15 protein-coding genes are annotated in these 26255 nt (G+C 43.8%); 14 read left to right on the top strand and 1 reads right to left on the bottom strand.

Annotated features, from left to right (window positions below):
- Positions 1 to 1783 precede the first annotated feature (1783 nt).
- Together DCO56_RS06470 and DCO56_RS06465 are read left to right on the top strand one after the other, a co-directional pair.
- Positions 1784 to 2596, top strand: a complete 813-nt coding sequence (locus tag DCO56_RS06470; protein WP_108632872.1) for an RNA polymerase sigma factor — start codon at positions 1784 to 1786, stop codon at positions 2594 to 2596.
- A gap of 16 nt (positions 2597 to 2612) precedes the next feature.
- Entirely contained in the window at positions 2613 to 3707 is a 1095-nt protein-coding gene (locus DCO56_RS06465) for a hypothetical protein (protein WP_108632871.1), read from the top strand.
- A 1-nt stretch (position 3708) separates the two neighbouring features.
- Here DCO56_RS06465 and DCO56_RS06460 read toward each other — a convergent pair whose 3' ends face one another.
- Positions 3709 to 4278 (bottom strand): DKNYY domain-containing protein, encoded by a 570-nt coding sequence (locus tag DCO56_RS06460; protein WP_165305849.1) that lies wholly within the window; start codon positions 4276 to 4278, stop codon positions 3709 to 3711.
- A gap of 221 nt (positions 4279 to 4499) precedes the next feature.
- Between DCO56_RS06460 and DCO56_RS06455 the strand changes: the two genes are divergently transcribed.
- The 12 genes from DCO56_RS06455 to DCO56_RS06400 all read left to right on the top strand — a co-directional run bounded on the left by DCO56_RS06455 (position 4500) and on the right by DCO56_RS06400 (position 26203).
- Positions 4500 to 4805 (top strand): hypothetical protein, encoded by a 306-nt coding sequence (locus DCO56_RS06455; protein WP_108632869.1) that lies wholly within the window; start codon positions 4500 to 4502, stop codon positions 4803 to 4805.
- A gap of 268 nt (positions 4806 to 5073) precedes the next feature.
- Positions 5074 to 8265 carry a SusC/RagA family TonB-linked outer membrane protein gene (locus DCO56_RS06450; RefSeq protein ID WP_181390477.1) on the top strand — a complete coding sequence of 1064 codons (3192 nt, stop codon included), beginning with the start codon at positions 5074 to 5076 and terminating at the stop codon, positions 8263 to 8265.
- 13 nt (positions 8266 to 8278) lie between these two features.
- The gene (locus DCO56_RS06445) at positions 8279 to 10177 is read left to right on the top strand and encodes a RagB/SusD family nutrient uptake outer membrane protein (protein WP_108632867.1); all 1899 of its coding nucleotides are present in this window, start codon (positions 8279 to 8281) and stop codon (positions 10175 to 10177) included.
- Between the two features lie 21 nt (positions 10178 to 10198).
- The gene (locus tag DCO56_RS06440; protein WP_108632866.1) at positions 10199 to 11389 is read left to right on the top strand and encodes a DUF5000 domain-containing lipoprotein; all 1191 of its coding nucleotides are present in this window, start codon (positions 10199 to 10201) and stop codon (positions 11387 to 11389) included.
- A 20-nt stretch (positions 11390 to 11409) separates the two neighbouring features.
- On the top strand, positions 11410 to 12588 hold the full coding sequence (locus DCO56_RS06435; protein ID WP_181390476.1) for a DUF4998 domain-containing protein: 1179 nt from the start codon (positions 11410 to 11412) through the stop codon (positions 12586 to 12588).
- A gap of 11 nt (positions 12589 to 12599) precedes the next feature.
- A complete protein-coding gene (locus DCO56_RS06430) occupies positions 12600 to 14624 on the top strand; it encodes an alpha-amylase family protein (RefSeq protein WP_146190992.1) in 2025 nt (674 codons plus the stop codon).
- A gap of 9 nt (positions 14625 to 14633) precedes the next feature.
- Positions 14634 to 15674, top strand: coding sequence for a GntR family transcriptional regulator (locus tag DCO56_RS06425; RefSeq protein ID WP_108632863.1), 1041 nt, complete (start codon positions 14634 to 14636; stop codon positions 15672 to 15674).
- Positions 15675 to 15693: 19 nt separating this feature from the next.
- Entirely contained in the window at positions 15694 to 17289 is a 1596-nt protein-coding gene (locus DCO56_RS06420; RefSeq protein ID WP_108632862.1) for a solute:sodium symporter family transporter, read from the top strand.
- 21 nt (positions 17290 to 17310) lie between these two features.
- Complete coding sequence (locus DCO56_RS06415) at positions 17311 to 19551, top strand: glycoside hydrolase family 95 protein (RefSeq protein ID WP_181390475.1); 2241 nt, start codon at positions 17311 to 17313, stop codon at positions 19549 to 19551.
- A gap of 12 nt (positions 19552 to 19563) precedes the next feature.
- Positions 19564 to 21762, top strand: coding sequence for an alpha-galactosidase (locus tag DCO56_RS06410; RefSeq protein ID WP_219929326.1), 2199 nt, complete (start codon positions 19564 to 19566; stop codon positions 21760 to 21762).
- A 97-nt stretch (positions 21763 to 21859) separates the two neighbouring features.
- Positions 21860 to 23845, top strand: a complete 1986-nt coding sequence (locus DCO56_RS06405; RefSeq protein ID WP_108632859.1) for a sialate O-acetylesterase — start codon at positions 21860 to 21862, stop codon at positions 23843 to 23845.
- Positions 23846 to 23851: 6 nt separating this feature from the next.
- Positions 23852 to 26203, top strand: coding sequence for a glycoside hydrolase family 95 protein (locus DCO56_RS06400; protein ID WP_108632858.1), 2352 nt, complete (start codon positions 23852 to 23854; stop codon positions 26201 to 26203).
- Positions 26204 to 26255 lie beyond the last annotated feature (52 nt).

Below are 26255 nucleotides of genomic sequence, written 5' to 3'. Positions count from 1 at the left end.
ATCGATATGGGTAATCTCAAAATAAGGGGTGGTAACAACTCGTAATTCCGTTTCTGAACTTGGTTTGAAATTGCCAGTGATAAATAAAAAAAGGGATATACAAGTTCAAACGTTCTCTGGCTTAAAAGGAGTTAAAAAGTCCAAAATTAACAAAACAATATTTTCTCAATCTTTCCAGAAGTGCTTGCAAAGTAAGTAATAAAATTTACGAAATTATATATATTGAGGCATCTTGTTATGACGTAGGGTGAGCGCGATGGCGACTCACTGAATATCCTTTATCAAAAAATGTTGGGTTACATTCTACTTTATGTTTTTGATTATTATTAGGATACTAGAAAGTAGGATGTTGATGATCTCAAAATGTAGGGTATACACAACTCCCACCAATAATCACGTAGTTTCTCATTTGATGTTGATGATCTCAAATTGTAGGGTATACGCAACTTAGTTTATACCGGCTATAAACCTAAAAGGATGTTGATGACCTTAAAAAGTAGGGTATACACAACGGTGAGTTTTTTTAAAGATAAATCGTTTACGATGTTGATGACCTCAAAAAGCAGGGTATGTACAACGCTTCTCTTGCCATGGATTGTGTGCGCCAAGATTGTTGGTGATTTCAAGATTTAGGGTATATGCAACGGGGGCTTTTCGGATTTGTTAATTCTTGAAGGCGATTATCTCATAATGTATGGCATACACAACCTTAAGCTAAAAACTATTTTGTCAACCAATGATATTAATGATCCCATAATGTAGGTATACACAACAGGCGAATAGGTAATGAAAAACTATCCTAAGATGTTGATGACCTCAAAAAGTAGGGTATACACAACTGTAAGTCAACTAAATCAGAGTCGTCGAATGCTGTTGATGATCTAAAAAGGAGGGGTATAGACAATTATATTTGTTTTATGGTACCACGGTTGTTGATGATCTCAGAATGTGGGATATAAACAGCTAGATCAATGGATGTATCGGATAAATCATCGATATGGGTAATCTCAAAATAAGGGGTGGTAACAACTCGTAATTCCGTTTCTGAACTTGGTTTGAAATTGCCAGTGATAAATAAAAAAAGGGATATACAAGTTCAAACGTTCTCTGGCTTAAAAGGAGTTAAAAAGTCCAAAATTAACAAAATAATATTTTCTCAATCTTTCCAGAAGTGCTTGCAAAGTAAGTAATAAAATTTACGAAATTATATATATTGAGGTATCTTGTTATGCCGTAGGGTGAGCGCAATGGCGACTCACTAAATACCCTTTTTTAAAAAATGTTGGGTTACATTCTACTTTATGTTCTTGATTATTATTACGATACTAGAAGGTTTATGATCTCAAAATGTAGGTATACACAACAGGCGAATAGGTAATGAAAAACTATCCTAAGATGTTGATGACCTCAAAAAGTAGGGTATACACAACAGTAAAACATAAGTCCAGAAAAAATATCTCGATGTTGATGACCTCAAAAAGTGGGGTATGCACAGCATTGGATGATTTATGATGTCCATAAGGTCGGATCTTGATGATCCCAAAATGTAGGGTATACACAACTTAAATCGAGCTTATATAAGCGGGGAATAGCTGTTAATATCTTCAAAATGTAGGGTATACACAACTGGAGAGCGTAACGCCAATACTTCCCACTCAATACCAATAAGTTTTTATAACCATGTAACGATTTACACTTACCCGGCTTCGGTTTCATAAAATCCGTCAAGTTCCGCCGGAGCCGTGGTAAGTTGCTGATATATTGCTAACCATAAAAACGAATTATGAAACTACTTTTACTAAACAAGGACATTAAAACGGCTATTGAACACCTGCACAATGGGCATGAAAAGGGACTTAAATTTTTCTACCAAAAATTTTACGAACATTTCTTTTTCCGTGCACATCGCGCCACAGATGATGAATGTGCTGGAGAAAGTATTGCGCAGGAAGCATTCCTAAGGCTTTGGCTGTTCCGCGAAAATCTGCATTCCGAATCGGAGGTCTTCGAGTTTCTGAAAGTCCAGGTAAAGTCTGCCATTCAGGCTTTTTATCAAAAATCGCGCAATAGATTTCACCGAAGCTTACTCCGTCTCGATAGCATCGAGGATTATCAGGAGTTTATGCTGGGCTATGAAATGGAAGAGGAAAGCGAAGCCGATCTGCTCTATATCGAACAACTGGAATTGGAGAAGAAAAAGAAGATGGATCAAATTAATGCCATTTTGCCTAGTCTCAACAGCGATCAACAACTCTTTATCCGTCTTTGCCTAAAATATAGTTTTAACTATGAACGTATCGCTTACTATATGGGGAACATCTCAGATTATGAGGTTGGTCTACAGATGGAGAAAACAATCGAATACCTGCGTTCCATTATTCATAGTGAAGAGAAAATGCAGCTGATGGCTAAACCCGTTGAATTTAAATTAAATGACGAAATGACCGAAGAGGAGGCTGAGGTCTTCCGCATGCGCTATGAATTGCAGTATTCCTTTGACAAGATTTCAGAAGCTTTACAATTGGACGGGGGACAGGTGCGTAAATTATTTATTAATGCACATGCAAAAATTAAATCTGCTAAGAAAACGGCATAACTAAATATAAAAAGATATGGCAGCTGATACAATGGTATTGACCCGCAAAATACAGGTTTTTGTGGATTGTGATGATAAAGAAAAACGATCGGAGTATTTTAAACAGCTCTTTGAATGGCAGGATCTTGTCTTCCGTGGTGCGAATATGGTCATCACCCACCAATATGTACAGGAGAACTTGAAAGATCTGATTTACCTACAGGAAGATGTTAAAATCAAACTGGCCGATCAGGCGAAAGATCCAGAAGGTGTATTGAATACTTCAAGGATGAATACAACTTATCGCCTGCTGTCCAGCTATTTCAAAGGGCGGATCCCAACAGATATCTTGTCCCAAATAAACACGGCCTTAATCAAGTATTTTCAGGCGGACCGCCTCTCATACTGGAAAGGTGAAAAATCGCTCCGCAATTATAAAAAGGATATGCCTATTCCCTTTTCTGGTAGACAAATTAACTTAAGTAAAGATGAGAATAATAGAGATTTTAAATTCACACTATTCAAAATACCGTTTCGGACATACCTCGGTAAAGACCGATCGGATAAAAAGGTGTTGCTCCAACGTGCACTGGTTGGGCAGATCAAAATCTGTAGCAGCGCAATCAAAATTGTCAAAGGCAAGATTTTTCTCCTTCTTGCACTCGAGCTTCCAAAAAAAATCCAAGAACTAAAGGATAACGTTATCGCCGAAGCATCACTTTCCATCGAACATCCCATAGCGGTAACTATCGGTAAGGAGTCCTTTCAGATCGGCAATAAAGAGGAATTTACTTACCGCCGTATGGCTATCCAAGCAGCGCGACATCGCTTGCAAAAGGCCGCCGCATTTGATAAAGGTGGGCGTGGACGTAAGCGGAAAATGAAAAGCTTGGAACACTACAATGAAAAGGAGAAAAATTACGTAGATACCAAACTCCACCTGTATAGCCGTAGATTAATTGAGCTTTGTGTGAAAGCACAAGCGGGTACCCTCTTGCTGGTCAACCAATCCAATAAGGAGGAAATGGCCAAAGGTGATGAATTCTTGTTGCGAAACTGGAGCTACTACGGTCTTATCGAAAAGATTAAATACAAAGCGAAGATGGTCGGCATTAACATTATTATCGAATAAATTACTCTAATTTTTTTCCTCTATAGTATTCATTCCAGCTATCCTTCGCATAACCTTTGCCTAAATATTCAAATGTAAAAGCAGTTGCATCTTTTATCTCCCGGCCAAAATAATAGACTTTCCAGCTATCCTTGCTGTATCCGTCGCCAAGAAGAACAAAGCTTGGGGCGGATACATCTTTTATTTGATTACCTCTATAATAGACATTCCAACTATCTTTGGCGTATCCCTCATCCAGTACTTTAAAGCTGGGCGCAGAGACGTCTTTAATTTTAACACCTCGATAATAGGCATTCCAACTATCCTTGGCATATCCCCAACCAAGTGATTGGAATGAATGTGGCGATACATCCTTGATCTTAATGCCCCGATAATAGGCATTCCAGTTGTCTCTTGCATAAGCATTACCTAGGTCTTTGAAAGATCCTGCATCGACATCTTCGACCATCTTATCCCTGTAGAAAATCCGGTTGCCTATGCTGACATAATCATTTTCTCTGTCGTGCCGAAAGGTCGTCTGAGACGTAGGTCTTTTATTGTCCCCAATGTGTTGAGCGATACTTTTCTCCATTATACATAGCAATGCAAAGGAAATAACAAGCATATTTTTTAAGTGGATAAAGACCATAATTTATTCTGTTTTGTATTATAATATTAATATTGAACCTCTACCTTATGACCGAAATAATTCACCGAAGGTTTAATCATTCTATCGCTTAATTTTTAATAATATTCATCCATTTCAAAGGAAGCGATTTTGGAATGTCCATATTTTTTTGTATATTGCTGGTTATGAGTTTTAAAGAAAAATTAGAGAACTGGCGCACGTCAATCAATCGCGCCGGTAGTGGTGAGGAATTGTATATTTTGCTTTTGAACTACAAAAAGTTTATCAATAAAAATTGGATGGACGATTTTGGCGATCCGGGTAACTGGAAATCAGAGCTAAATCAGGTCATCAGCAAAGTAAGAAAGAAAGTGGATGTAGCAGACATTCGAAATTGTGAAGATCTGTCGTCTTACCAAGACGATGCACGACAGACTGCACATTCGCTCAATAATACCTTAAAATATCACCACTCATTGACAAAAGGGTAGGCTAGGCCTACCTTTTTTTGTGATCAAAATTTTTTAAATTATTTACTAAGCGGGATATATTATCAGTCATGATAATATATCCCGCTTTATTTTTTCCATAACTCCACACAGCTAACGGCCGTTCGGCCGAATAGCTATAATGCCATTATTTGAAAAAATATTTGTGGATGTCGGAAAATGTTTTTACTATTGTATAGTAGTATAGAATAGTATAGATTAAAGACTGCTATGCTACGCAATAATAACCAATCTATAAGAAGACCAATTTATGATCTACCACATGTATTACCGAATCTGTAAATGGCAGCGATGTAGTCTTGTCTTCCTCTTTCTTCTGATTGCCGGCTTTGCAAGTGCACAGACCCAATCGTTTGAATTGAGAGGAGTTGTATTGGATAGCGTCGGACATTTACCCATTTCCAATGTTACAATTGCCTTTATGGGAAAGAATGCAGTTGTATCAACGGATGCACAGGGACAATTCCTGATCAAAGATGCGCACATCAACGATCAGCTTGTCCTAACTTCGGTCGGATTCGACCGCAAAACTGTTCAGGTCACGAGTACCAATCGTATGACCATTTACTTATCCTCATCAAGTTCCAATCTGGATGAAGTAACTGTCGTGGCCTACGGCACACAGAAAAAAACGAGTATGGTGGCCTCCATTACCTCGATAAACCCGAAAGAAATTAAGGGACCAACATCCAATCTGACCTCCATGCTGGCGGGGCGGGTAGCTGGGCTAATTGCTTACCAACGGAGTGGGGAACCAGGTAATGACAACGCTTCCTTCTTTATCCGTGGCGTTGGTTCCTTTGGCGCAGGGAAAAAGGATCCTTTGATTCTGATCGACGGAATGGAATCCAATACCACCGCACTGGCACGCTTACAGCCTGATGATATCGCTGGCTTTTCCGTATTGAAAGATGCCGCAGCCTCTTCGTTATATGGCGCTAGAGGGGCAAATGGGGTTGTTTTGGTCAACACCAAAAGTGGTATTGTTGGTAAGGCAAAATTTAATGCACGTTTTGAGAACTCAATCTCAACCAATACCCGTAATTTTAAATTCGCCGATAATATTACCTATATGAAAATGGCTAATGAGGCCGTGTTGACCAGAGACCCTAAAGGTACGCTACCTTACAACCAAAATAAAATAGACCATACCGAACGGGGAGACGATCCGTTGCTTTATCCCAATAATAACTGGATCGACCAGCTGATAAAGGATTATACCAACAACCAACGCTTTAACTTCAATGTCACCGGTGGAGGAAACCTTGCTCAATATTATGTCGCCGGTACCTTTAATAACGATAAGGGAATTCTGCGATCCGAAAATGGCAATAGCTTTGATAATAACATCAACCTGAAAAACTACTCCTTACGTTCTAATATTACCTTAAATGTTACTCCAACGACGATTGGTATTATCCGTACTTCGGCTCAATTTGATGACTATACAGGGCCAATAGGTGGTTATGATAAATGGGGAAATCTGATCAATGGTGGACAGCGCGTATTTCGTGAAGCAATTTGGTCCAACCCGGTAATGTTTCCGGCAATTTATCCATCCTCCTATTCTCCATTTGCGACACATCCGCTTTTCGGAAATAACTTTATTCCAACGACCAAAACGCTGTATAACAATCCCTACGCTAATATGGTCAATGGTTTTCAGGAGTATAATAGCTCCACGGTCAATGTGCAATTGGAACTGAAGCAGAATTTCGATTTCATTACAAAAGGTTTATCCGCTCGCTTAATGGCTTATACACAACGCTATTCTTATTTTTCTGTCACGCGGAGCTTTAAACCATTTTATTACAATCTGGTCCGAATCCCGGGTACAAGCAATACAGTTTTAAGTCTGCTCAACGAAAATGAGGGTACAGAATACCTGGATTACAACCAGGGAAATAAAATCCTAAATACCACGACGTACGGTGAGTTTGCTGTCAATTACAACCGCACGATTGCTGAAGACCACGACATCACCGGGATGTTGATCGGTATTATCCGTAATTATCAGACCGCTAACGGTGGTGACTTACAGGCTTCATTGCCGGCCCGTAACCTCGGGGTGTCAGGTCGAGCGACCTATGCCTACAAAAACCGCTACCTTTTTGAGTTCAACTTTGGCTATAATGGTTCCGAACGTTTCTCCAAAGATCATCGTTTTGGTTTCTTCCCATCTTTTGGTGTGGGGTGGAATCTGAATGAAGAAAAGATGTTTGAATTTATGAATCCCGTGGTTTCCCGCTTAAAATTGAGGGCTACCTATGGTCTGGTGGGTAACGATCAGATCGGTGAGGACCGTGATCGTTTCTTCTACTTATCGCAAGTGAACCCGAATAACGGTGGCCGAGGTTTCTCCTGGGGAAATAACTGGGATTATACACGGCCTGGTTATTCCATATCGCGGTATGAAAATCGTGATATTACCTGGGAACGGGCAAAAACCTTCGATGCTGGATTTGACCTGAATCTAAAAAATGGCCTGGGCGTGGTGTTTGATTATTACAACTCTACTCGCAGTAATATTCTGATGGTCCGTTCGAATATTCCTTCTACAACTGGTTTTCAGGCTGACATCCAAGCTAATATAGGCAAGGCGCAGAGTCGAGGATTTGACCTGGCCCTGGATTACAACAAATCTTTTCAAAATACCTGGTGGACTCAGTTGCGGGCGAACATGACCTATGCAACCAATAAATTGCTGGTGAACGAAGAACCGGACTACCCGGCAAATTTATCCTACCTGTCTCGATTGGGGCATCCGATCAAACAATCGTATGGGCTGATTGCCGAACGTCTGTTTGTCGATGATATCGAAGCGGAAAACTCGCCGCTACAGAATTTTGGTGGCGCCTTTAAGACGATGGGCGGAGATATTAAATACCGAGATATCAATGGTGATGGTAAAATCACCGATTTGGATAAAGTGCCGATCGGCTATCCGACAGATCCCCAAATTATTTATGGAATGGGTTTTTCTGTGGGTTTCAAAGGCTTTGATGTCAGTGCATTCTTACAGGGCTCGGCGCGTTCCTCATTTTTTATTGATCCGGGAAATATTACACCTTTTGCAATCAACGGACCGTATCAGAATGGCTTGCTGCAGGAAGTGGCCAACAGCTATTGGTCCGAAGATAACCAAGACGTAAGGGCCCTGTGGCCACGCTTGACGGATGGTTTTAACAACAATAATAATCAGTTTTCAACCTGGTGGATGCGTAACGGCGCATTCTTACGATTGAAATCTGTTGAATTAGGCTACAATCTACCAAATCAGTTTCTCAACAAGTTTAAGATGTCCAATGTGCGTTTTTATGTCAATGCACTCAACCTTGCCGTATGGAGCAAATTCAAGATGTGGGATCCCGAAATGGGGGGTGAAGGATTAGGCTATCCTGTGCAGGCTGTGTATAACGTAGGTATTAACGTAGGATTTTAAAAGGCAGTTTATCATGAAAAATCTAAGATTAATTAAATTACTGGTTGCGTCAGGTTTATTGTTTTTTCAATCCTGCAACTATTTGGATGTCGTGCCGGACAATGTGGCGACAATAGATAATGCATTTACGATGCGTAGCGAAGCAATAAAGTACTTGGCTACCTGTTATTCATACCTCCCCCCGGATGGTGATCCGACCAGAAATCCAGCTTACCTAGCTGGGGATGAGTTCTGGCTGGACTACCCAACCCTCAGCATTGATGGGACAAATTGGAATATTGCCCGTGGAAATCAGAACGTCACCAATCCCTACGTAAACTATTGGGATGGTTATATGTATAATGCCATTCGCGACTGTAATATTTTTCTGGAAAATATTCGTAATCCTGAGAAAGTGCGCGATATGACACAGGACGAGCGTACCACTTGGGAAGGGGAGGTGATGTTCTTAAAAGCATACTATCACTTTATGTTGATGCGGCATTACGGACCTATTCCTACAATGGATGTCAACTTATCTGTCAATACTTCTATCGAGGATGCAAAAGTTAAACGCCAGCCTATTGATGAGGTTGTCGATTATATAGTCAAGGTTCTTGACGAGGCAATTCCTAAACTACCTAATACGGTCCAGTCTCCGGTTACGGATTTGGGCCGTATTACCAAGCCTATTGCCTTAGGGATTAAAGCAAAAGTATTATTGTATGCCGCGAGTCCGCTGTTCAACGGTAATACGGATTATGCGACCTTTAAAAATGTCGATGGTACGCTGTTTTTCAACCAGAGTTTTCAGTTGGAAAAATGGCAGAAGGCCGCTCGTGCTGCAAAGGAAGCGATTACCGCATGCGAGAACTTGGGTATGGGCTTATACCAATTTCCTGGTACTGTATTTCCGCTCTCCGATACAACAATGATTCAGATGAGCGTGCGTAATGCTGTCACTGAAAAATGGAACAGAGAAATTATCTGGGCAAATCCGACTTCACGGGCCTGGCAGATGCAGTATTCATCCATGGCACATATTGATCCCAATAATGCAGGTAATAACAGTGTGCATGGTACCTTGGCACCTTCCTTAAAAATTGTTGACCAGTTCTATACCCGAAATGGCGTGCCGATGGATGAAGATAAAACCTTGGATTTTAGTAATAAAAACCAGCTTCGTTCGGGTAACTATGTCGAGCGGTTCAACAATATTCAGAATTATCAGACTGCCCGTGTACATTTTGATCGCGAAAATAGGTTTTACGCCAATGTTGGTTTTGACGGGGGCATCTGGTTTATGGAAAATAGTCCGAGCCGTAGTGATGAAAATACCTGGACCACACAGCTGCGCTTGGGATTATTTGGCAGCGGGCTCTCTATTCCAGTGACGACGTACTATCCCAAAAAATTGGTGAACTGGAAATTTGCTTTCAAAGATGGCAATAGTTCACACATTGAAGAATATCCATGGCCGATGATGCGTCTGGCGGATCTGTACCTGATGTATGCCGAAGCCTTGAACGAAAGCGAGGGACCAACAGCTGATGTATTTTTATACCTGGATAAAATTCGGAAAAGAGCTGGGCTGGAAGGTATCCAAGAATCTTGGTCAAAGTATGCGTTAAATCCTGCTAAACCGGCAAGCAAGGAAGGTTTGCGCAGTATTATCCAGCGTGAACGGAATATTGAAATGAGCTTTGAGGGATCACGCTTTTGGGATCTGAAACGCTGGAAGCTGGCGGCACAGGAACTGAATAAAAACATTACCGGCTGGGATAGAAACCAGGATAAAGATCATCCGGAACTTTTCTATAAAGAACAGACCTTCTTTCAACAACGTTTTGTGGCACCGAGGGATTACTTCTGGCCGATCCGGGAAAATAACCTTTTGGTCAATCCAAATTTAGTGCAAAATCCAGGCTGGTAATTCCTTATTAAATAGAAAATCATGAAAAATCTAAAATATTTAAACTATTGCTATTTCCTGATCGGCCTTTTTTATCTATTGGCTGGTTGTAAAGAGGAAAAGGGATGGACACTGCTGGAAGATGACCAAACGAAACCAGGTGTTGTGCAAAATACTTCTGTGACCAACGGCTACGGACAGGCAACGATACATTACAGTTTGCCATCCAGTAAAAATGTATTGTATGTGAAGGCTGAATATGTCATGGCCAATGGGCAGACACGGGTCGTAAAATCATCAACCTATAAAAATGAGATCTTAATCGACGGTTTTCCGGATACACAAAAACATACGGTGAAACTTTATGCCGTAAACAAGGCCGAAGTGGCTTCAGATGCTGTGGACGTTACAGTAGAACCTAAAACACCGATTTTTGATCTTGTATTCGGGCAAATGAAAATTGCGCCGACATTTGGCGGCGTCCGGATCAGTTCAATCAATCAGGAAAAAGGCGATGTCGTTATTGTTCCGATGGTTGACTCCCTGAATAATGGGGAATATTTGCCTTTGGACAACTATTATAGCCAGGATTCCCTGATCTTATATAATATCCGCGGGCTCAAATCCCGTGAAATGAAATTTGCCTTTTATGTGCGTGACCGATGGTTAAACAAATCGGATACCTTATATACCTCGCTGACACCTCTGGAAGAAAATCTTTTTCCAAGACAGCAGTTTTCAGCGCTGCATTTACCGGGGGATGCGCAGTATATGTACGGGACGACTTCGGAAATGATGTGGGACGGCAACATGAATCCCTCACGATGGCCGGCCTTATATACGGTTGAAAGTGCCGGTGCTCCGCAATCCCTGACTTTTTCTATCGGTAAGGAAGCAAAATTAAGCCGTGTCGTGATTTTCCCACGTCGGGAAAATGGTTTTTACGATAAGGGTAACATGCGTGAATTTGAAGTCTGGGGAAGTAATAGTCCAAATCTGGATGGCTCCTGGGAATCTTGGTCTAAACTGGCAACCTGTACCGTGCGAAAACCTTCGGGTACTCCAGCTGGAACAAATACCAACGCAGATGAAGTGTATGGCATCGCAGGCTGGTCTTTTGATATGCCCGAAGATGCGCCAAAATACAAATACCTGCGTATTCGCAATCTGCGCAACTGGCGAGGTAGTTACTTTATCCAGATTGCCCAAGTACAAGTATGGGGTGTTTATTAACTATTAAAAAGAAAATGAAGATGAGAACATATCTATGCATACTGGCCTTGTTCGGCGTTTGTTTATTCGGCGCGTGTTCCAAGATGGATGAATTTACCAAATTCACCGATGGACAGGAAATAGTATATCCTGCGAAGCTAGATTCCATCAAAATACGTTCGGGAAAATATCGTGTACAAGTCGATGGCATCTTTCGGGTAAATGCCGGAGTTTCCGAGCTGCGTGTGTATTGGAACAGTAAACAGGATTCCATGAAGTTTCCGGTAAAATTGACGGATGCTATCGATACCGTACATTATGTGATTGAAAATCTGCCGGAGGGGCCCATGAATTTCGAAATCCGTACAGTCGATAGCCAAGGAAGATTTTCTGTTCCGACCTTTCTTGTCGGAAACGTTTATGGCGATCGTTATCGTGAAGGACTTTTCCAGCGGACAATATTGGAACAGAATTTTATGGCTGATCAACAATTTCAACTTGCCTTACAGGATGTGACACCAAGTGTGGGATTTTATGGGGTGCGCATTATTTATAAGAATCAAGGCAATACCACAACGGACACCCTCGTGCGCACAAAAGTGATGAATGAAAAAATTAGTCTCTTGGACTACCTGCCCAATCAGGAGATCGCTTACCAGACGGTATTTCGGCCCGATAGTAATGCCATTGACACTTTTATGGTACAGCGCAGCAAATTGCCTGTAAAAAAAGGCGATATCAGTATTTGGTGTTTGAAGAATTACAAAACTCCGTTTACAGCGACGGCTTTCGATGGCAACCGTTGGGGAAATCTGGATCATTGGATAACCAATACGAGCATGAAAAACCACAATGGCTATGGTGGCTTTGGTTCGGATGATGGTGGTGTGGTTAATATTGAAGCCGGATGGGGCGCTCCTGCGATCGTAAATGGTAAAATTGAGCAAAAAGTAACCTTATTCCCCGGTAAATATCGTTTTTTTTGTAACTTATCCTGGACAAATTATGATCAGCCGCCAGCAAAACTGGTTGTTAGTAAAGCAAACAGTGGAATTCCAGATCTTGAGCAGATTCAACAGGCAATGGCCCATGCTGATGTTAAATCGGATGGCGTTTATTTTGAAATCAAAGAAAAGGTTACTGTCAATATGGGGATGCTGGTCAATTTTCAACCTGACCATTACATGAAGATCAACGCTTTTCAAATCAATTTACAATAATATCAAGCAGAATGAAGACAGTTATTTTCGCGCTAAGTTTTATGCTATGTACCTTCATGTTATACGCACAGCCTTTTCAGGTCAAGAAAAATGGCCTAACGTTGACCTATAACAAACAAGATGGAACATTTTCACTAAGTGACGATCAATTCGCCTATATACAGCAAGCAAGTGCCTATTTGGCACTTGCTAATGGACAAAAAATGAGTACAGATAAACTGATAGGAACCCGCAACGTGACCGAAAAGCCCGTTCAGGACAATTTGGGTAAGGGTATCCGGTATACAATCTCAGTTAAAGCCCAGCAGGGTATCACATTACTGCAGCATTTTTATTTCTACGACACGATAGATGGTGTCATCCTTGAACTGGAAGTCAAGGGAAAAAATCTTTCGAGTAATGAACTTGTGCCTATTTGGTCAAATGCATCGGTTGCCAGCTTGGGAAAATCCTTGTATCAGCTGGCTGTTCCTTTTGATAACGATACCTTTATTTCCTATGAAAACAATGTCCTTGCGATGAATAGTAAGAGCAGCGCCGAGGTCGGTGTTGTATACGATAAGGATAGCGGAAAAGGGCTGTTGATAGGTTCATTGGATCAATCTGTTTGGAAATCTGGTATTGTGATCAAAGGAGGTCATGGGCAATATACCCACCTAGCAGCCCAGGCCGGATTTACAGATGTAAATATCACGCGGGATTCCATGGCGCATGGAGCTGTCAAGGGGGATGTGATTCGCTCCCCAAAATACCTTGTATCTTACGACAAGGATTGGCGCATTGGGCTTGAAAACTATGCTAAAATCCACCGGAAGCTGTCGCCGGCCTATGTGAAATCTTGGCAAGGCGCCACGCCTGTCGGCTGGAACAGCTGGGGAGTGATACAGGAAAAACTTAATTTTCAGAATGCCACAGGTACAGCAGACTATTTTGCGAAAGATATTCCTTATTTCCGGAACGCAGATGGCGAGGCTTTTATAGATCTTGACTCTTTCTGGGATAATATGACACCCGGAGGAATGTCGGGTGACTACACACAATTGAAGCAATTTGTTCTTTATTGTGATTCGCTGGGACTCAAGCCCGGGGTGTATTGGGCGCCTTTTACAGACTGGGGGCATGAAAGTGGCCCAGACCGCAAAGCGGAGGGGAGCCAGTTTACCTTTGGCCAGCTTTGGACCAAAACCCAAAAAGGCTACCACAATTTAGATGGTGGTCGGGCTCTTGATCCGACACATCCCGGTACGTTGGCCCGTATGGATGTGATCCTGGGGAAATTGGTCGACTGTGGCTTTCGGATGATCAAGGTTGACTTCCTTTCGCATGCGGCAATCGAATCCACCGGTTTTTACGACAAGAAAATTCAGACGGGTATGCAGGCTTATGCTGTGGGGATGAAACATCTCGTCGACGTGCTGCAGGGTAAAATGCTGATCTACGCAGCGATTTCTCCTTCCTTGGCGACAGCCCAATTTGCACATATGCGCAGAATAGCCTGCGATGCCTGGAAAACGATCGACCAAACACAGTATACCTTAAATAGTGTCAGCTACGGTTGGTGGCAGACCTATCTCTACGACTTTATCGATGCCGACCACCTTGTTTTTCATGATGAAAGTCCTGAAGTCAATAAAGCAAGATTGCTTTCGGGTGTGGTAACGGGTACCATTATTCTTGGCGATGACTTGTCGAAAAAAGAAAACTGGCAGCCTAAGATGAATCAATATCTGCAGGATCCCGAAATTTTAAAGATCATCGCCGACGGTAAAAGCTTCCGTCCGGCAGGATTTGTAGAAGGAAAAGCAGCAAATACGTATTATTACAAAAAGATTGGAACAGCACTGTATGTGGCTGTATTTAATTACAATACAGCTCCGGCAGCAATAAACATAGATTTTAAACAGATTGGCCTGGCGCCAAATACAACATATAAGGCAGTGGAACTGTTTGAAAAAGCAGCGCAGGAATTTAGTGCTGAGAAATCCATTGTCTTTGAGCAAGCGGGCGCAAAATTATTTAAGGTCGCCCTGTTTTAATAATAACATATGAAGAAAAGCAAAGAAGAACATTTTAAAGTACTGATCGATCGGATCAAACGCCTGGAAGCATTGAATACACTTTCCAAACATGAATGTATTGTTCAGGGCGTGTTGGATGCCATTGATGCCAATGAACTGGAGGTGCACGCCAGTTTACCTTCTGTCAATAACTTGATCCAATACCTGGGCTATGCGCGCGAAACCTTTGCCAAGGCTTACCGAGATCTGATCGCCCATGGAGTCGTGGAATCGAAAAACAGAAAAGGATATTTTGTGGTGAGCAACAATACGCAGATGAAACAGAAAGTTGCGGTCCTGCTGTATGCATACGATACCTTTCAGGATACCTTGGTGAATGAACTGCGAACCAATCTTCCAGAGGAAGTGACGGTGGACCTCTTTTTCCATCACAACAATATGGAAACCTTTGAAGATATTTTCAATCGTATCCAAGGGCGATATACTGTGTATATTGTCGCTCCGATTGAAAATAAAGATTCCGAATTGCTGCTTCGTTCCATCCCGGCTTCCAAATTATTGATTATTGATCGCTTGGTGGATCTTGGCGAAGATTATTCCTATGTATCCCAGGAATTTGAAGAAGCCACCTATGCCGTGTTTCAGGAACTTTATCCAAAGATCAAAAAGTATAAAGAAGTGATCTTCTATTTTAGGGAAAATACAGCTGAACCCAATGAAATCAAAAATGCTTTTTTACGATTTCTGAAGGAGTATAAGGTAAAAGGACGTATCGAAAAGCAATACCATGTGGGTGACCTAAAAAAGGGAAAACTGTATTTTACCATTCATAATCCGGAGCTCTATCAGATGCTGAAAGAGGTTTTACAAAAAGGCTGGACCCTGGGAGAGGATCTGGGAATCCTCTCGCATAATGATGATGTTATCAAAGAGATTATCAGCGGTGGTATAACCACCTTTTCGACAAGTTTTGCACGGATTGGATCGCAAGCGGCCAAGTTTGTGCTCGAAAGAACATTGATCAAGGAAGTGGTGCCAACGACATTGGCAGACCGCAATTCGGTATAAATTAAAAAAGGCTTTTGCGATGATAGTTTTTAGTTTTTGTCTTTTTACCGGTTTGGTTGCTTTGGGATCCTTATGGAAGTTTAAAACCAACTATTCCAATACCTTAAACGGCTTCTTCCTTGCCGGAAAGAGCAATAGCTTCTGGATGGTGGGGTCGGCTTTGCTGTTGACCAACCTCAGCGCCAACCAGTTTATTGGTGAAAATGAATCGGTCTATATCAACAACCTGTCGGTGATCGGCTGGGGCGTAAGTTCTGTCGTCGCCATGCTGCTGGTTTCGGAGTTTTTGCTGCCTATCTATTTTAAACATGGCTTTCGGACGGTACCGGACTTTCTTGCGCTGCGGTTTGACCCCAAAACGAAAATGTTGGTATCTATCCTGATCCTGATCGGATACATCGTTAATTTATTGCCACCGGTATTATACGGTGGCGCACTAAGCCTGGCCACGATGTTTGATGTGCCCGGGCTATTGCACATCAGTTACTGGCAGAGTATCTGGATACTGGTCTGGGCCTTGGGTATCATTGGAAGCTTGTACAGTATTTTAGGAGGATTGAAACTGATCTCGCTGTCTGATATGGGCCTCGGCCTTTGCCTGTTTTTGCTTGCGCTGCTGATTCCAATTTTTGCCTTTTGGCAGCTGGGCAATGGCGATATCTGGGCGGGTGTCCTCCAGTTATTTCACGACAAGAAACAACATCTCAATGCCGTAGGATCCAAACAGGATGCGGTACCTTTCTCTACCCTGTTTACCGGGATGCTCCTGATCAACTTTTACTATTGGGGAATGGAGCCCTATATCGCACAACAGGCATTAAGTGCCAAAAATTTAAAGGAAGCACAGAAGGGAATGACTTTAGCCGCCGGAGGGAAGCTGTTGATGCCGCTGTTGATTAATTTACCCGGTCTTTTGGCCGTACACTTATTGCCGCATGTGCAGCCTACAGCTTCTGTTTTTCCGAAACTTATTGTACTGATCTTTCCTGATGTGCTGATTGGCTTTTCGTTGGCGCTGGTCTTTGGCGCAGCTATGACCACCTATACTGCTGGATTACAGAGCTGCGGGAGTTTATTTATTTTTAATATCTACAAGCCTTATTTGGAATATAAAAAAAGAGATCTTAGTGAAAAAGAATTGGTCAGAAAAGGGAAACTGTTTGAATTGATTATTTCCACCTCGGCGATGTTTATTGCGCCTTTTATTCTTTTTGCCCACGATGGGTTTTATACATACCTACAAACCGTATCGGGGCTGTTCAATATGCCGATCTTCACCATTATGATCTTAGGGATTCTATCCCGCCGTGTGACGCCAAGGATGGCACAAATCGGCCTGTTCCTGTACATGTTCAGCTATTTCATCCTGGTGTTTGTCTGGAAGACAGAGCTGCACTATCTGCACTTGTTCGCGCTGTTGTTTATCGCGGTGGCGCTGGTCATCTGGGGGGGAAGTAAATTGAGCCAGCCAAACTATCTATCGGTTTATCAATTTGAGTTTTCGGGCCAGGATAAAGGCACCTATTGGAAGGGAAGGTACAGGATCGGCGCCTTTCTCATCCTGTTGATGATTGTCATCTATTTTGTTTTTTCACCATTGGGCATCGCTCAATAAATTGTATCAGTCGCTATGTTAATGCACAGAAAAATTAAATGCCTCATCTTTATATGTTTAACCCTTTGCTCGGCCACATCCTATGCACAACGCTACTACCTCTGGGATAATAAGCCCGCAACAGATTGGATGACCGAAGCATATCCCATTGGAAATGGACGAATCGGTGCCATGATCTTTGCCGGAGTAAATCAGGAACATATTCAATTTAATGAAAATAGCCTATGGACAGGTGATGAACAGGAAACAGGTGCCTATCAGGCTTTCGGTGATCTTTTTGTTCGCTTTGACGCCGACGTTAATAAATCCTTTACCGCCTATAGTCGGAAATTGAATTTGGATAAGGGCCTGCATGAAATAGCGTATCAGCAGGATGGACAGCAGATCAACCGTCGGTATTTTGCCAGTCAGCCCGATCAGGTCATGGTATTTGAATACGCAAACAGTAAAAAAGGGAAACTCAATGCCCAGATTGCACTTCAGGATGCACATGGACAGGCGGTGCAGGTAGAAGATGGTCATTTGTGTTTTCAGGGAACGCTCGACAATGGCATGCGGTATGCCGCGCAGGCGCGCGTACAGGTCATAGGTGGTTCACTTTCCAAAACAACAGATGAAAAAGGACAGGTTGTCCTTGCCGTAAAATCTGCCGATCGAATTGTTCTGCTGCTGAGTGCCGCAACTGACTACGCTAATACACGGGCTACCAAATGGAAGTCGGCCGAGGAACCGATGAAGGTCAATGAACGGTATTTGCAGCAAGCGGAAAAATATGGCGTAAATAAACTATTGGCACGTCACATTGCAGATTATACAGCGCTGTTCAGTCGGGTGGAACTTGATCTCGACCATAGCCAGCTGGACAGCAAGCAAACAACAAAAGCGCTGTTAGAAGCCTATAAAAAACAGCCGATCCCGGCTCTGGAGGCATTGGTATACCAATATGGACGTTATCTTCTGATCAGTTCCTCACGAAAAGGTGGCTTGCCCGCAAACCTACAGGGGTTATGGAATAACAGTAACAATCCACCATGGCGATCAGATTACCATTCCAATATCAATATACAGATGAACTATTGGCCAGTAGAAGTTGCCAATTTAAGTGAATCGGCCTGGCCTTACCTTGATTACATCAATAGCATGCGTGAGGTGAAAAAAATAAATACACAAAAGGAATTTCCGGGCGTCAGGGGCTGGACCGTAAAGACCGAAAATAATATCTTCGGCGGCGAGAGCTTTCTCTGGAACACCCCCGGAAGTGCCTGGTATGCACAGGCCCTCTGGGAGCATTATGCCTTTAACAAGGACGAGAAATATCTACGCGAGTTTGCCTATCCGATTTTAAAAGAAATAAGTGAGTTTTGGGATGATCGTCTGGTTCGAAGACCGGACGGAACTGTGGTGGCGCCGCAGGGCTGGTCGCCGGAACATGGCCCTACAGAGGATGCCGTTAGCTATGACCATCAGATTATTTACGATCTCTTTAACAACTACATCCAGGCGAGCACAGTTTTAAATATGGACGCTGATTACCGTAAACATATCACGGCACTTCGCGATGCGCTGCTCAAACCCAAAATCGGTCAATGGGGACAGTTGCAGGAGTGGGAAACGGATCGTGATGATCCACAGGACAAGCATCGCCATGTCTCGCATCTGTTTGGTCTGTATCCTGGCAACCAATTCTCTGTTTTGAAAACACCAGAACTGGCCAAAGCTGCACGAGTTACGCTGACCGCGCGTGGCGACGAATCTACAGGTTGGTCCATGGCCTGGAAGGTGGCTTTTTGGGCCCGCTTGCAGGATGGAAATCACGCCTATAAAATCCTGACTAATTTCATTAACCTCGTCGGCGGCGACGGTATTGATTACAATAATGGCGGTGGTGTTTACGCCAACTTGCTCTGCGCGCATCCACCTTTCCAGATTGATGGCAACCTGGGTTATGTGGCTGCCCTGAGTGAAATGTTGCTGCAGTCGCAGACGGATGTGCTGGAATTACTTCCTGCCCTGCCTGATCGCTGGTCGGCCGGAACAGTCAAGGGGCTCAAAGCCCGGGGCAATGTATGCATTGAAAAAATGGAATGGAATAACAGTAGCATTAGGCAGCTTATTCTTTCATCGCCGCAGGATCAAACGATTCAGGTATTAAGCCCTTCCCAATTGGCCGGTCTAAACCCAGGGCAGGAAATCAAGGGTAAATACCTTTACAAGATTCAATTGAAAGCAAACAAAATAGTCAAGTTCGTTAACAAATCCTAAATCTATTGATATATGCCAACCCTTCATTTTAAACATGTTGTACTCGGGCTTTTGATGACCCAGGGGCTTGTCCATCTGGAAGCACAGGCGCAGTCCGGACAGATTCCCATAGAAACCAGGTCGAATGCGCTAGTGTTGGAGTACGATTCCACGAAAACGTTGAAAATGCTCTATTACGGCGAAAAATTGCGTGATTCAAAAGAGTATTCGACCATTGCAAGCAGTTATCGACAATTGACAGATTATAGTGGACTGTCCAATGCGGCTTATACGCCTTCCGGTTCAAAAAATTTGCTGGAACCAGCGATTAGTATCGTCCATGCGGACGGTAACCGCTCCCTCGACCTGCGCTATGAAAAGCATGCGGTGAACAACCTGGATGCCAATGTCAAACAGCTTGATATCACCCTAAAAGATCCGGTATACGATATTTATGTCGTTTTACACTACAAATCTTTTTTGAATGAGGATATCATCGAGCAGTGGACAACCATCCAAAATAAAGAAAAGAAAGTCGTTACGCTGGAAAAATTTGCTTCGGCCAACCTGACCTTGCGCTCCAACGCATATTGGCTACGGCAGTACCATGGCGACTGGGCAAAAGAAATGCAGGTGGAAGAGGCTCCGTTAACACATGGCATTAAAGTGCTGGACAGTAAGCTCGGAACACGTGCGAATTTATTTCAGCCACCCTCCTTTATGGTCTCACTGGGCAAGGCGGCATCCGAAGATGAAGGAACGGTCCTGATGGCAAGCCTTGGGTATAGTGGAAATTTTAAGGTGGATTTTGAAGTGGATTACCTCAATAACCTACGTATCATTGCCGGCATAAACAACTATGCTTCCAATGTGAAATTGGCCAGCAACCAGGAGTTTACAACGCCTAAATTGATCTATACCTTGTCAACAAAGGGAAAAGGTACGGCTTCACGAAATTTGCACAATTGGGCCCGTAAATATCAGCTGCTGGATGGAAATGGCGAACGCCTGACTTTACTCAACAATTGGGAGGCGACTTATTTTGATTTTAATGAGCAAAAATTAAAAGGTTTGCTCCAGGATACCAAAAAACTAGGCGTAGATCTATTTTTATTGGATGATGGCTGGTTTGGAAATAAATATCCGCGTAATAGCGATCACTCCAGTCTAGGAGATTGGCAACCGAACCGGACAAAACTGCCCAATGGTATCGCGACACTCGTGGAAGAAGCGACTAAGCAGGGCGTTAAATTCGGTATCTGGGTAGAACCCGAAATGGTTAGCCCCAAATCCGAACTCTACGAACAACATCCGGATTGGGTCGTCAAACAGCCGCAGCGGGAAGAACATTACTTCCGCAATCAGTTGGTCCTGGATCTGACAAATCCCAAGGTGCAGGATTTTGTCTTTAACATCCTGGACGACCTGTTTACCAAAAATCCGGCATTGGCCTATATCAAATGGGACTGTAATGCGGTCATTTACAATGCGCATTCCGCATTTCTAAAAGACCAGGGTGCTTTCTATGTTTCTTATGTGGAAGGTCTTTATAAAGTGCTGGAGCGTATTCGTTCGAAGTATCCGAAAGTGCCGATGATGTTATGTTCGGGCGGTGGTGGACGTGTGGACTATGCGGCACTTCGGTACTTTACCGAATTCTGGCCTTCGGATAATACAGACCCGCTCGAACGTATTTTTATGCAGTACGAGTATTCTTACTTTTTCCCGGCAATCAGCACTTCAAACCATGTGACAGACTGGGGAAAACAACCGCTCAAATTCCGTACGGATGTAGCCATGATGGGTAAACTGGGTTTTGATATTGTGGTGAGCCATCTGAAAGAACAGGATCTGTTATTCTGCCAGCAGGCGGTAAAGAATTACGACGCGCTTAAAGCAACAATCTGGCATGGGGAGCAGTATCGTTTGGCCGATCCACGTGAAGGTGACTTTGCCGCCCTGAGCTACGTGAATAGCGAAAAAACCGAGGCTGTAATCTTCAACTACCTGGTCAATAACCGCTATGGTATCGGAACAACCGATCCCGTCCGTTTAAAAGGACTGGACGCCCAAAAGCAATACCGGGTGGAGGAGATCAACTTGTATCCGGGAACCAAATCGAGCTTAGGCCAGGGACAAACTTATTCGGGCGACTACCTGATGAAAGTTGGCGTAAATCCAGACCTGAATAGCAACCGTACCAGTGTTTTACTAAAAATATCGGCACTTTAAAAAAATAACTGTGGCACATCCGTAGCCTCAACTCCAAGAGTCTGGGCTTCGGATGCGCCAAATGTATAAACCCAATTGAGCAACAAACGCAAAAATCATGATAAAACCTAAACAGTATAAACGGACTTTGTTGGCCCTGCTACTCAGCGTTGCCAGTGGATTTTCTGCCCTCCAGGCCAAAGTACAGCTGCCGGCTTTTATTGGCGACAATATGGTGCTGCAGCAGAAAGAAAAGGTCAAGATCTGGGGAACCAGTACGGCAGTAGGCAAGGAACTTAGCGTAAACAGCAGCTGGAACAACAAGAGCTATCAGGTTGAGGTCGATCAGCAAGGAGGCTGGCAAGTCTATCTGGAGACGCCGAAATACGGTGGACCCTACCAAATTACAATCAACGATGGTGATCAATTGATCCTGAAAAATATTCTGATCGGTGAAGTCTGGTTTTGTTCAGGACAGTCAAATATGGAAATGCCCCTGGCGGGCTGGGGTAAGATCAATAACTTTGAGCAGGAAATCAAAGCAGCCAACTTCCCCAATATTCGTATTTTGCAGATTCCAAAAGCAACGGCCAATCAACCTACCACAGCAGTGCAGGTGGAATCCGGTGGATGGAATCCGGTGACGCCACAAAGTATTCCGGAGTTTTCGGCGACAGCCTATTTCTTTGCACGCGAGATCTATGAGAAAACAGGCATTCCCATTGGCCTGATCCATTCTTCCTGGGGCGGAACAATCATTGAAGCCTGGATGAGTCGGGAGGCACTTACACCTTTTTCAACCTATACAGCGGCTATCGAAAAAATCCAACGTCCGGATGCACAGGAAATCTATGCGAAAGAGCTGGCCGAATGGAATCGCGTCGCCGAACAGCAGGATCAGGTGAAGACAGCAACGCAGGGCGAGTGGTTTACACCACAACTGGATAAAAGCAGCTGGTCTACGGTTACAATTCCTAGTTTTTTTGACAAAAACCTGTTTCCGGGAATGGATGGTGTCGTTTATTTTGGCAAAGACGTTGAACTACCGGCACATTGGCAAGGTAAACCCCTCAAGTTGATTTTGGGAGCAATTGATGACAACGACATCACTTATGTCAATGGTACAAAGGTGGGCGAAACTGTCGGTTACGATCAGATTCGGAAGTATACCATTCCTGCAACGGCCAACAATGGCAGCCTATTGCATATCGCCGTTCGCGTATTTGACGGAGCTGGTGATGGCGGAATATATGGCGGTACAGAACAGCCACGACTGGAAGGACCAAATGGCGAACAGATAGCTCTCGTTGGAGACTGGAAATGCAAAGTTGGTTATGATCTGGCGAAGCTGCCGGCAAAACCTAATGCGATGGAGGGTCCCAATAGACCTACTGTGCTCTACAATGCTATGGTTAAGCCTTTTGTGGATTTTAAAATAAAAGGTGCCATTTGGTACCAGGGTGAAAGTAACGCGGATTCAAAAGACGCCCCCTATCAGCAACTGCTGCCCGCACTGATTCAGGACTGGCGCCAGCAGTGGAACAATGAAAAGATGCCTTTTTATTTTGTTCAACTGGCCAACTTTAAAGCGAAAAGTTTAACACCGCAGCCTTCTTCCTGGGCGAGATTACGGGAAGCGCAGCGCCAAACACTCAAATTGCCTTATACAGGTATGGCAGTCATTGCTGATATCGGCGATGCACAGGATATCCATCCGAAAAACAAGCAGGATGTCGGTAGAAGGCTTGGCTGGATCGCAACAGCGCAGCTGTATGGCAAGAAGATCCCTTATTCGGGCCCTGTTCTTAAGCATTGGACGACAAAGGGAACAGCAATGCAACTCAGCTTTAACCCCATGGGCAAAAAACTGATGCTGAAAGAAACGAATAAACGCAACGGTAGTTTTACCATTGCCGGTGCCGATCAGGTCTTTTATCCTGCAGAAGTCAAACAGGTCGGAAATAAGCTGATCGTATCGGCCAAAGAAGTAGCTTCGCCCGTCGCGGTACGTTACGGCTGGGCCGATAATCCAGACCTGACCTTATACAACGAAGCCGGGATACCCGGATCTCCCTTCCGAACCGATGACTGGACAAAAAACTAAAACGACATGAATAGATCATCAAAAATAAATCTTCGGAAAGGTAAGTTACTCTGCACGCTTGTGGTTTTCTTTTTTTCGGGCAACTTATTTGGGCAAGTGCAGGGGGGAAAACTTTGGTATCGGCAGCCGGCAAAACAATGGGAGGAGACCTTACCCCTTGGCAATGGAAAAATTGGCATGATGCCCGATGGTGGCTTAAAGAATGACCATATTGTACTCAATGATATCACACTATGGTCGGGAAGTCCTCAGGATGCCAATAATTATGAGGCCAGTAGGTATTTGGATAGTATTCGAAATCTGATCAAAAGTGGGAAAAACGACCTTGCTCAGCGTCTGATAGACCAGCATTTTATCTGCAAAGGCCCGGGATCGGGCGGCAAGCAATGGGGCTGTTATCAAGTGCTCGGAAATTTGATGTTTGCCTTTGACGGACAAACGGATCTCACCGCAGTGCAGAACTATCGCCGGGAACTGGATCTCGATAAAGCGATGGCAAAAACAAGCTATGAGCTCAAAGGTGTCAGGTATAGCCGCGAATATTGGACAAGCTTTGCCGATGATGTGGGCGTTATTCGCCTCCAGAGTAGCAAAAAAGGACAGATTAGCCTGGAAATCAAGATTGACCGTCCCGAAAGGGCTACTTCCAAGACCGAGGATGGTGAGCTTGTTTTGGTAGGACAATTGGACAATGGTGTAGATGGTAAAGGAATGCGGTTCAAAACACGTGTCCGCGCGCAGATAAAAGGGGGAAAACAGCTGGTAAAAGGACAATCTATTGTTATTCAACAGGCTGACGAAGTGCTAATTTACGTGGCAACAGATACTGATTTTAAAGGTAAGGATTTTGAGCGTACGACAGCTGAAACGCTAACAAGGGCTTTGAAAAAATCCTATAGCCAGCAGTATGCTGAACATCTGCAAAACTATTTGGCAAAGTTCAACCGTTTGTCGCTCCGATTGGGGCAGTCGAAAGATGACTTACCGACCGATCAGCGTTTGGTGGCTTTCGGTAAAGAACCGGATCAGGATCCAGGATTAGCGGCGCTATTTTATCAGTATGGTCGCTACCTGAGTATCAGCAGTACGCGTTTAGGCTTGCTACCACCAAACTTACAGGGCTTATGGGCAAATCAGATTCAGACGCCCTGGAATGGGGACTACCACCTGGATATCAATGTGCAGATGAACCATTGGCACCTCGGGGCGGCTAATCTGGGGGAGCTCAATGAACCCTTGGTGGGTCTTGTGGAAGGCCTTATGGCCCCGGGAGCAAAGACCGCGAAAGCGTACTATAATGCACCGGGCTGGGTAGCCCATGTGATCACCAATGTATGGGGCTATACCGAACCGGGGGAGTCTGCTTCCTGGGGAATTGCCAATGCGGGCTCGGGCTGGCTCTGCAATAACCTCTGGGAACATTACCTCTATACTGAAGATATGGGCTATCTACGGCGGATATACCCGATTCTCTATGGGGCAGCACAGTTTTACTCCAGTGCCCTGACCGAACACCCAACCAAGGGCTGGTTGTTGACTTCGCCATCTGTATCTCCCGAAAATTCCTTCAAGCTCCCGAATGGGCAGCAGGCAAACGTCACGATGGGGCCAACAATAGATAATCAGATCGTACGCGAATTATTTGAAAATATCATTCATGCAGCGGGATTATTGGGCAATCAATCGGATCCTTTTTTAACGAAGGTTGCGGCGCAACTGAAACGTTTAGCACCAGCGGTGCAGCTAGCCAAAGATGGCCGCATCATGGAATGGATCGAAGATTATGAAGAGGTTGATCCGCAGCATCGGCATATCTCGCATCTGTATGGCTTGTATCCGGGCTATCTGATCCGTTATGATCAACATCCAGACTGGCAGCTTGCCGCTAAAAAAAGCCTGGATGTGCGGGGGGATGATGGACCCAGTTGGGCCATTGCCCATAAACTACTCTTTTGGACGAGATTGCATGAAGGCGAACGGGCTTATAAATTATTTCGGCAACTCATGACCCCACGTGTTGATACACATATCAATTATGGCGCCGGTGGTGGTGTTTACGCCAATTTGCTAACAGCAGGGCCCCCATTTCAGATCGATGGTAATTTTGGCGGAGCAGCGGGTATCGCCGAGATGCTGGTGCAGTCCCATCAGGATACGGTGTATCTTCTACCGGCGGTTCCTCAGGCCTGGAAAAAAGAAGGTCGGGTGTCAGGCATGCGCATCAAGGGAAATCACACACTAGATATGGAATGGAAAGATGGTAAGATACTGAACTATCAGATTTATTCACCCAAATCACAACAACTTAACGTATGTATAGATCATAACTGGATCGCCTATCGTACAAAAGAAAAATAACAAAACATAGCGTCCTCAACCGAATTGGATCATGCAATTTTTTGCATGATAG

This window comes from Sphingobacterium athyrii (assembly GCF_003071065.1).
Lineage (GTDB): Bacteria > Bacteroidota > Bacteroidia > Sphingobacteriales > Sphingobacteriaceae > Sphingobacterium > Sphingobacterium athyrii.
This window is presented reverse-complemented; position numbering and strand designations above follow the sequence as displayed.

What these genes read in the sequence shown, in the direction of transcription:
- DCO56_RS06470 (WP_108632872.1), top strand. Translation starts at nt 1,784, where the DNA reads ATGAAACTACTTTTACTAAACAAGGACATTAAAACGGCTATTGAACAC.
- DCO56_RS06465 (WP_108632871.1), top strand. Translation starts at nt 2,613, where the DNA reads ATGGCAGCTGATACAATGGTATTGACCCGCAAAATACAGGTTTTTGTG.
- DCO56_RS06460 (WP_165305849.1), bottom strand. Translation starts at nt 4,278, where the DNA reads ATGGAGAAAAGTATCGCTCAACACATTGGGGACAATAAAAGACCTACG.
- DCO56_RS06455 (WP_108632869.1), top strand. Translation starts at nt 4,500, where the DNA reads ATGAGTTTTAAAGAAAAATTAGAGAACTGGCGCACGTCAATCAATCGC.
- DCO56_RS06450 (WP_181390477.1), top strand. Translation starts at nt 5,074, where the DNA reads ATGATCTACCACATGTATTACCGAATCTGTAAATGGCAGCGATGTAGT.
- DCO56_RS06445 (WP_108632867.1), top strand. Translation starts at nt 8,279, where the DNA reads ATGAAAAATCTAAGATTAATTAAATTACTGGTTGCGTCAGGTTTATTG.
- DCO56_RS06440 (WP_108632866.1), top strand. Translation starts at nt 10,199, where the DNA reads ATGAAAAATCTAAAATATTTAAACTATTGCTATTTCCTGATCGGCCTT.
- DCO56_RS06435 (WP_181390476.1), top strand. Translation starts at nt 11,410, where the DNA reads ATGAGAACATATCTATGCATACTGGCCTTGTTCGGCGTTTGTTTATTC.
- DCO56_RS06430 (WP_146190992.1), top strand. Translation starts at nt 12,600, where the DNA reads ATGAAGACAGTTATTTTCGCGCTAAGTTTTATGCTATGTACCTTCATG.
- DCO56_RS06425 (WP_108632863.1), top strand. Translation starts at nt 14,634, where the DNA reads ATGAAGAAAAGCAAAGAAGAACATTTTAAAGTACTGATCGATCGGATC.
- DCO56_RS06420 (WP_108632862.1), top strand. Translation starts at nt 15,694, where the DNA reads ATGATAGTTTTTAGTTTTTGTCTTTTTACCGGTTTGGTTGCTTTGGGA.
- DCO56_RS06415 (WP_181390475.1), top strand. Translation starts at nt 17,311, where the DNA reads ATGCACAGAAAAATTAAATGCCTCATCTTTATATGTTTAACCCTTTGC.
- DCO56_RS06410 (WP_219929326.1), top strand. Translation starts at nt 19,564, where the DNA reads ATGCCAACCCTTCATTTTAAACATGTTGTACTCGGGCTTTTGATGACC.
- DCO56_RS06405 (WP_108632859.1), top strand. Translation starts at nt 21,860, where the DNA reads ATGATAAAACCTAAACAGTATAAACGGACTTTGTTGGCCCTGCTACTC.
- DCO56_RS06400 (WP_108632858.1), top strand. Translation starts at nt 23,852, where the DNA reads ATGAATAGATCATCAAAAATAAATCTTCGGAAAGGTAAGTTACTCTGC.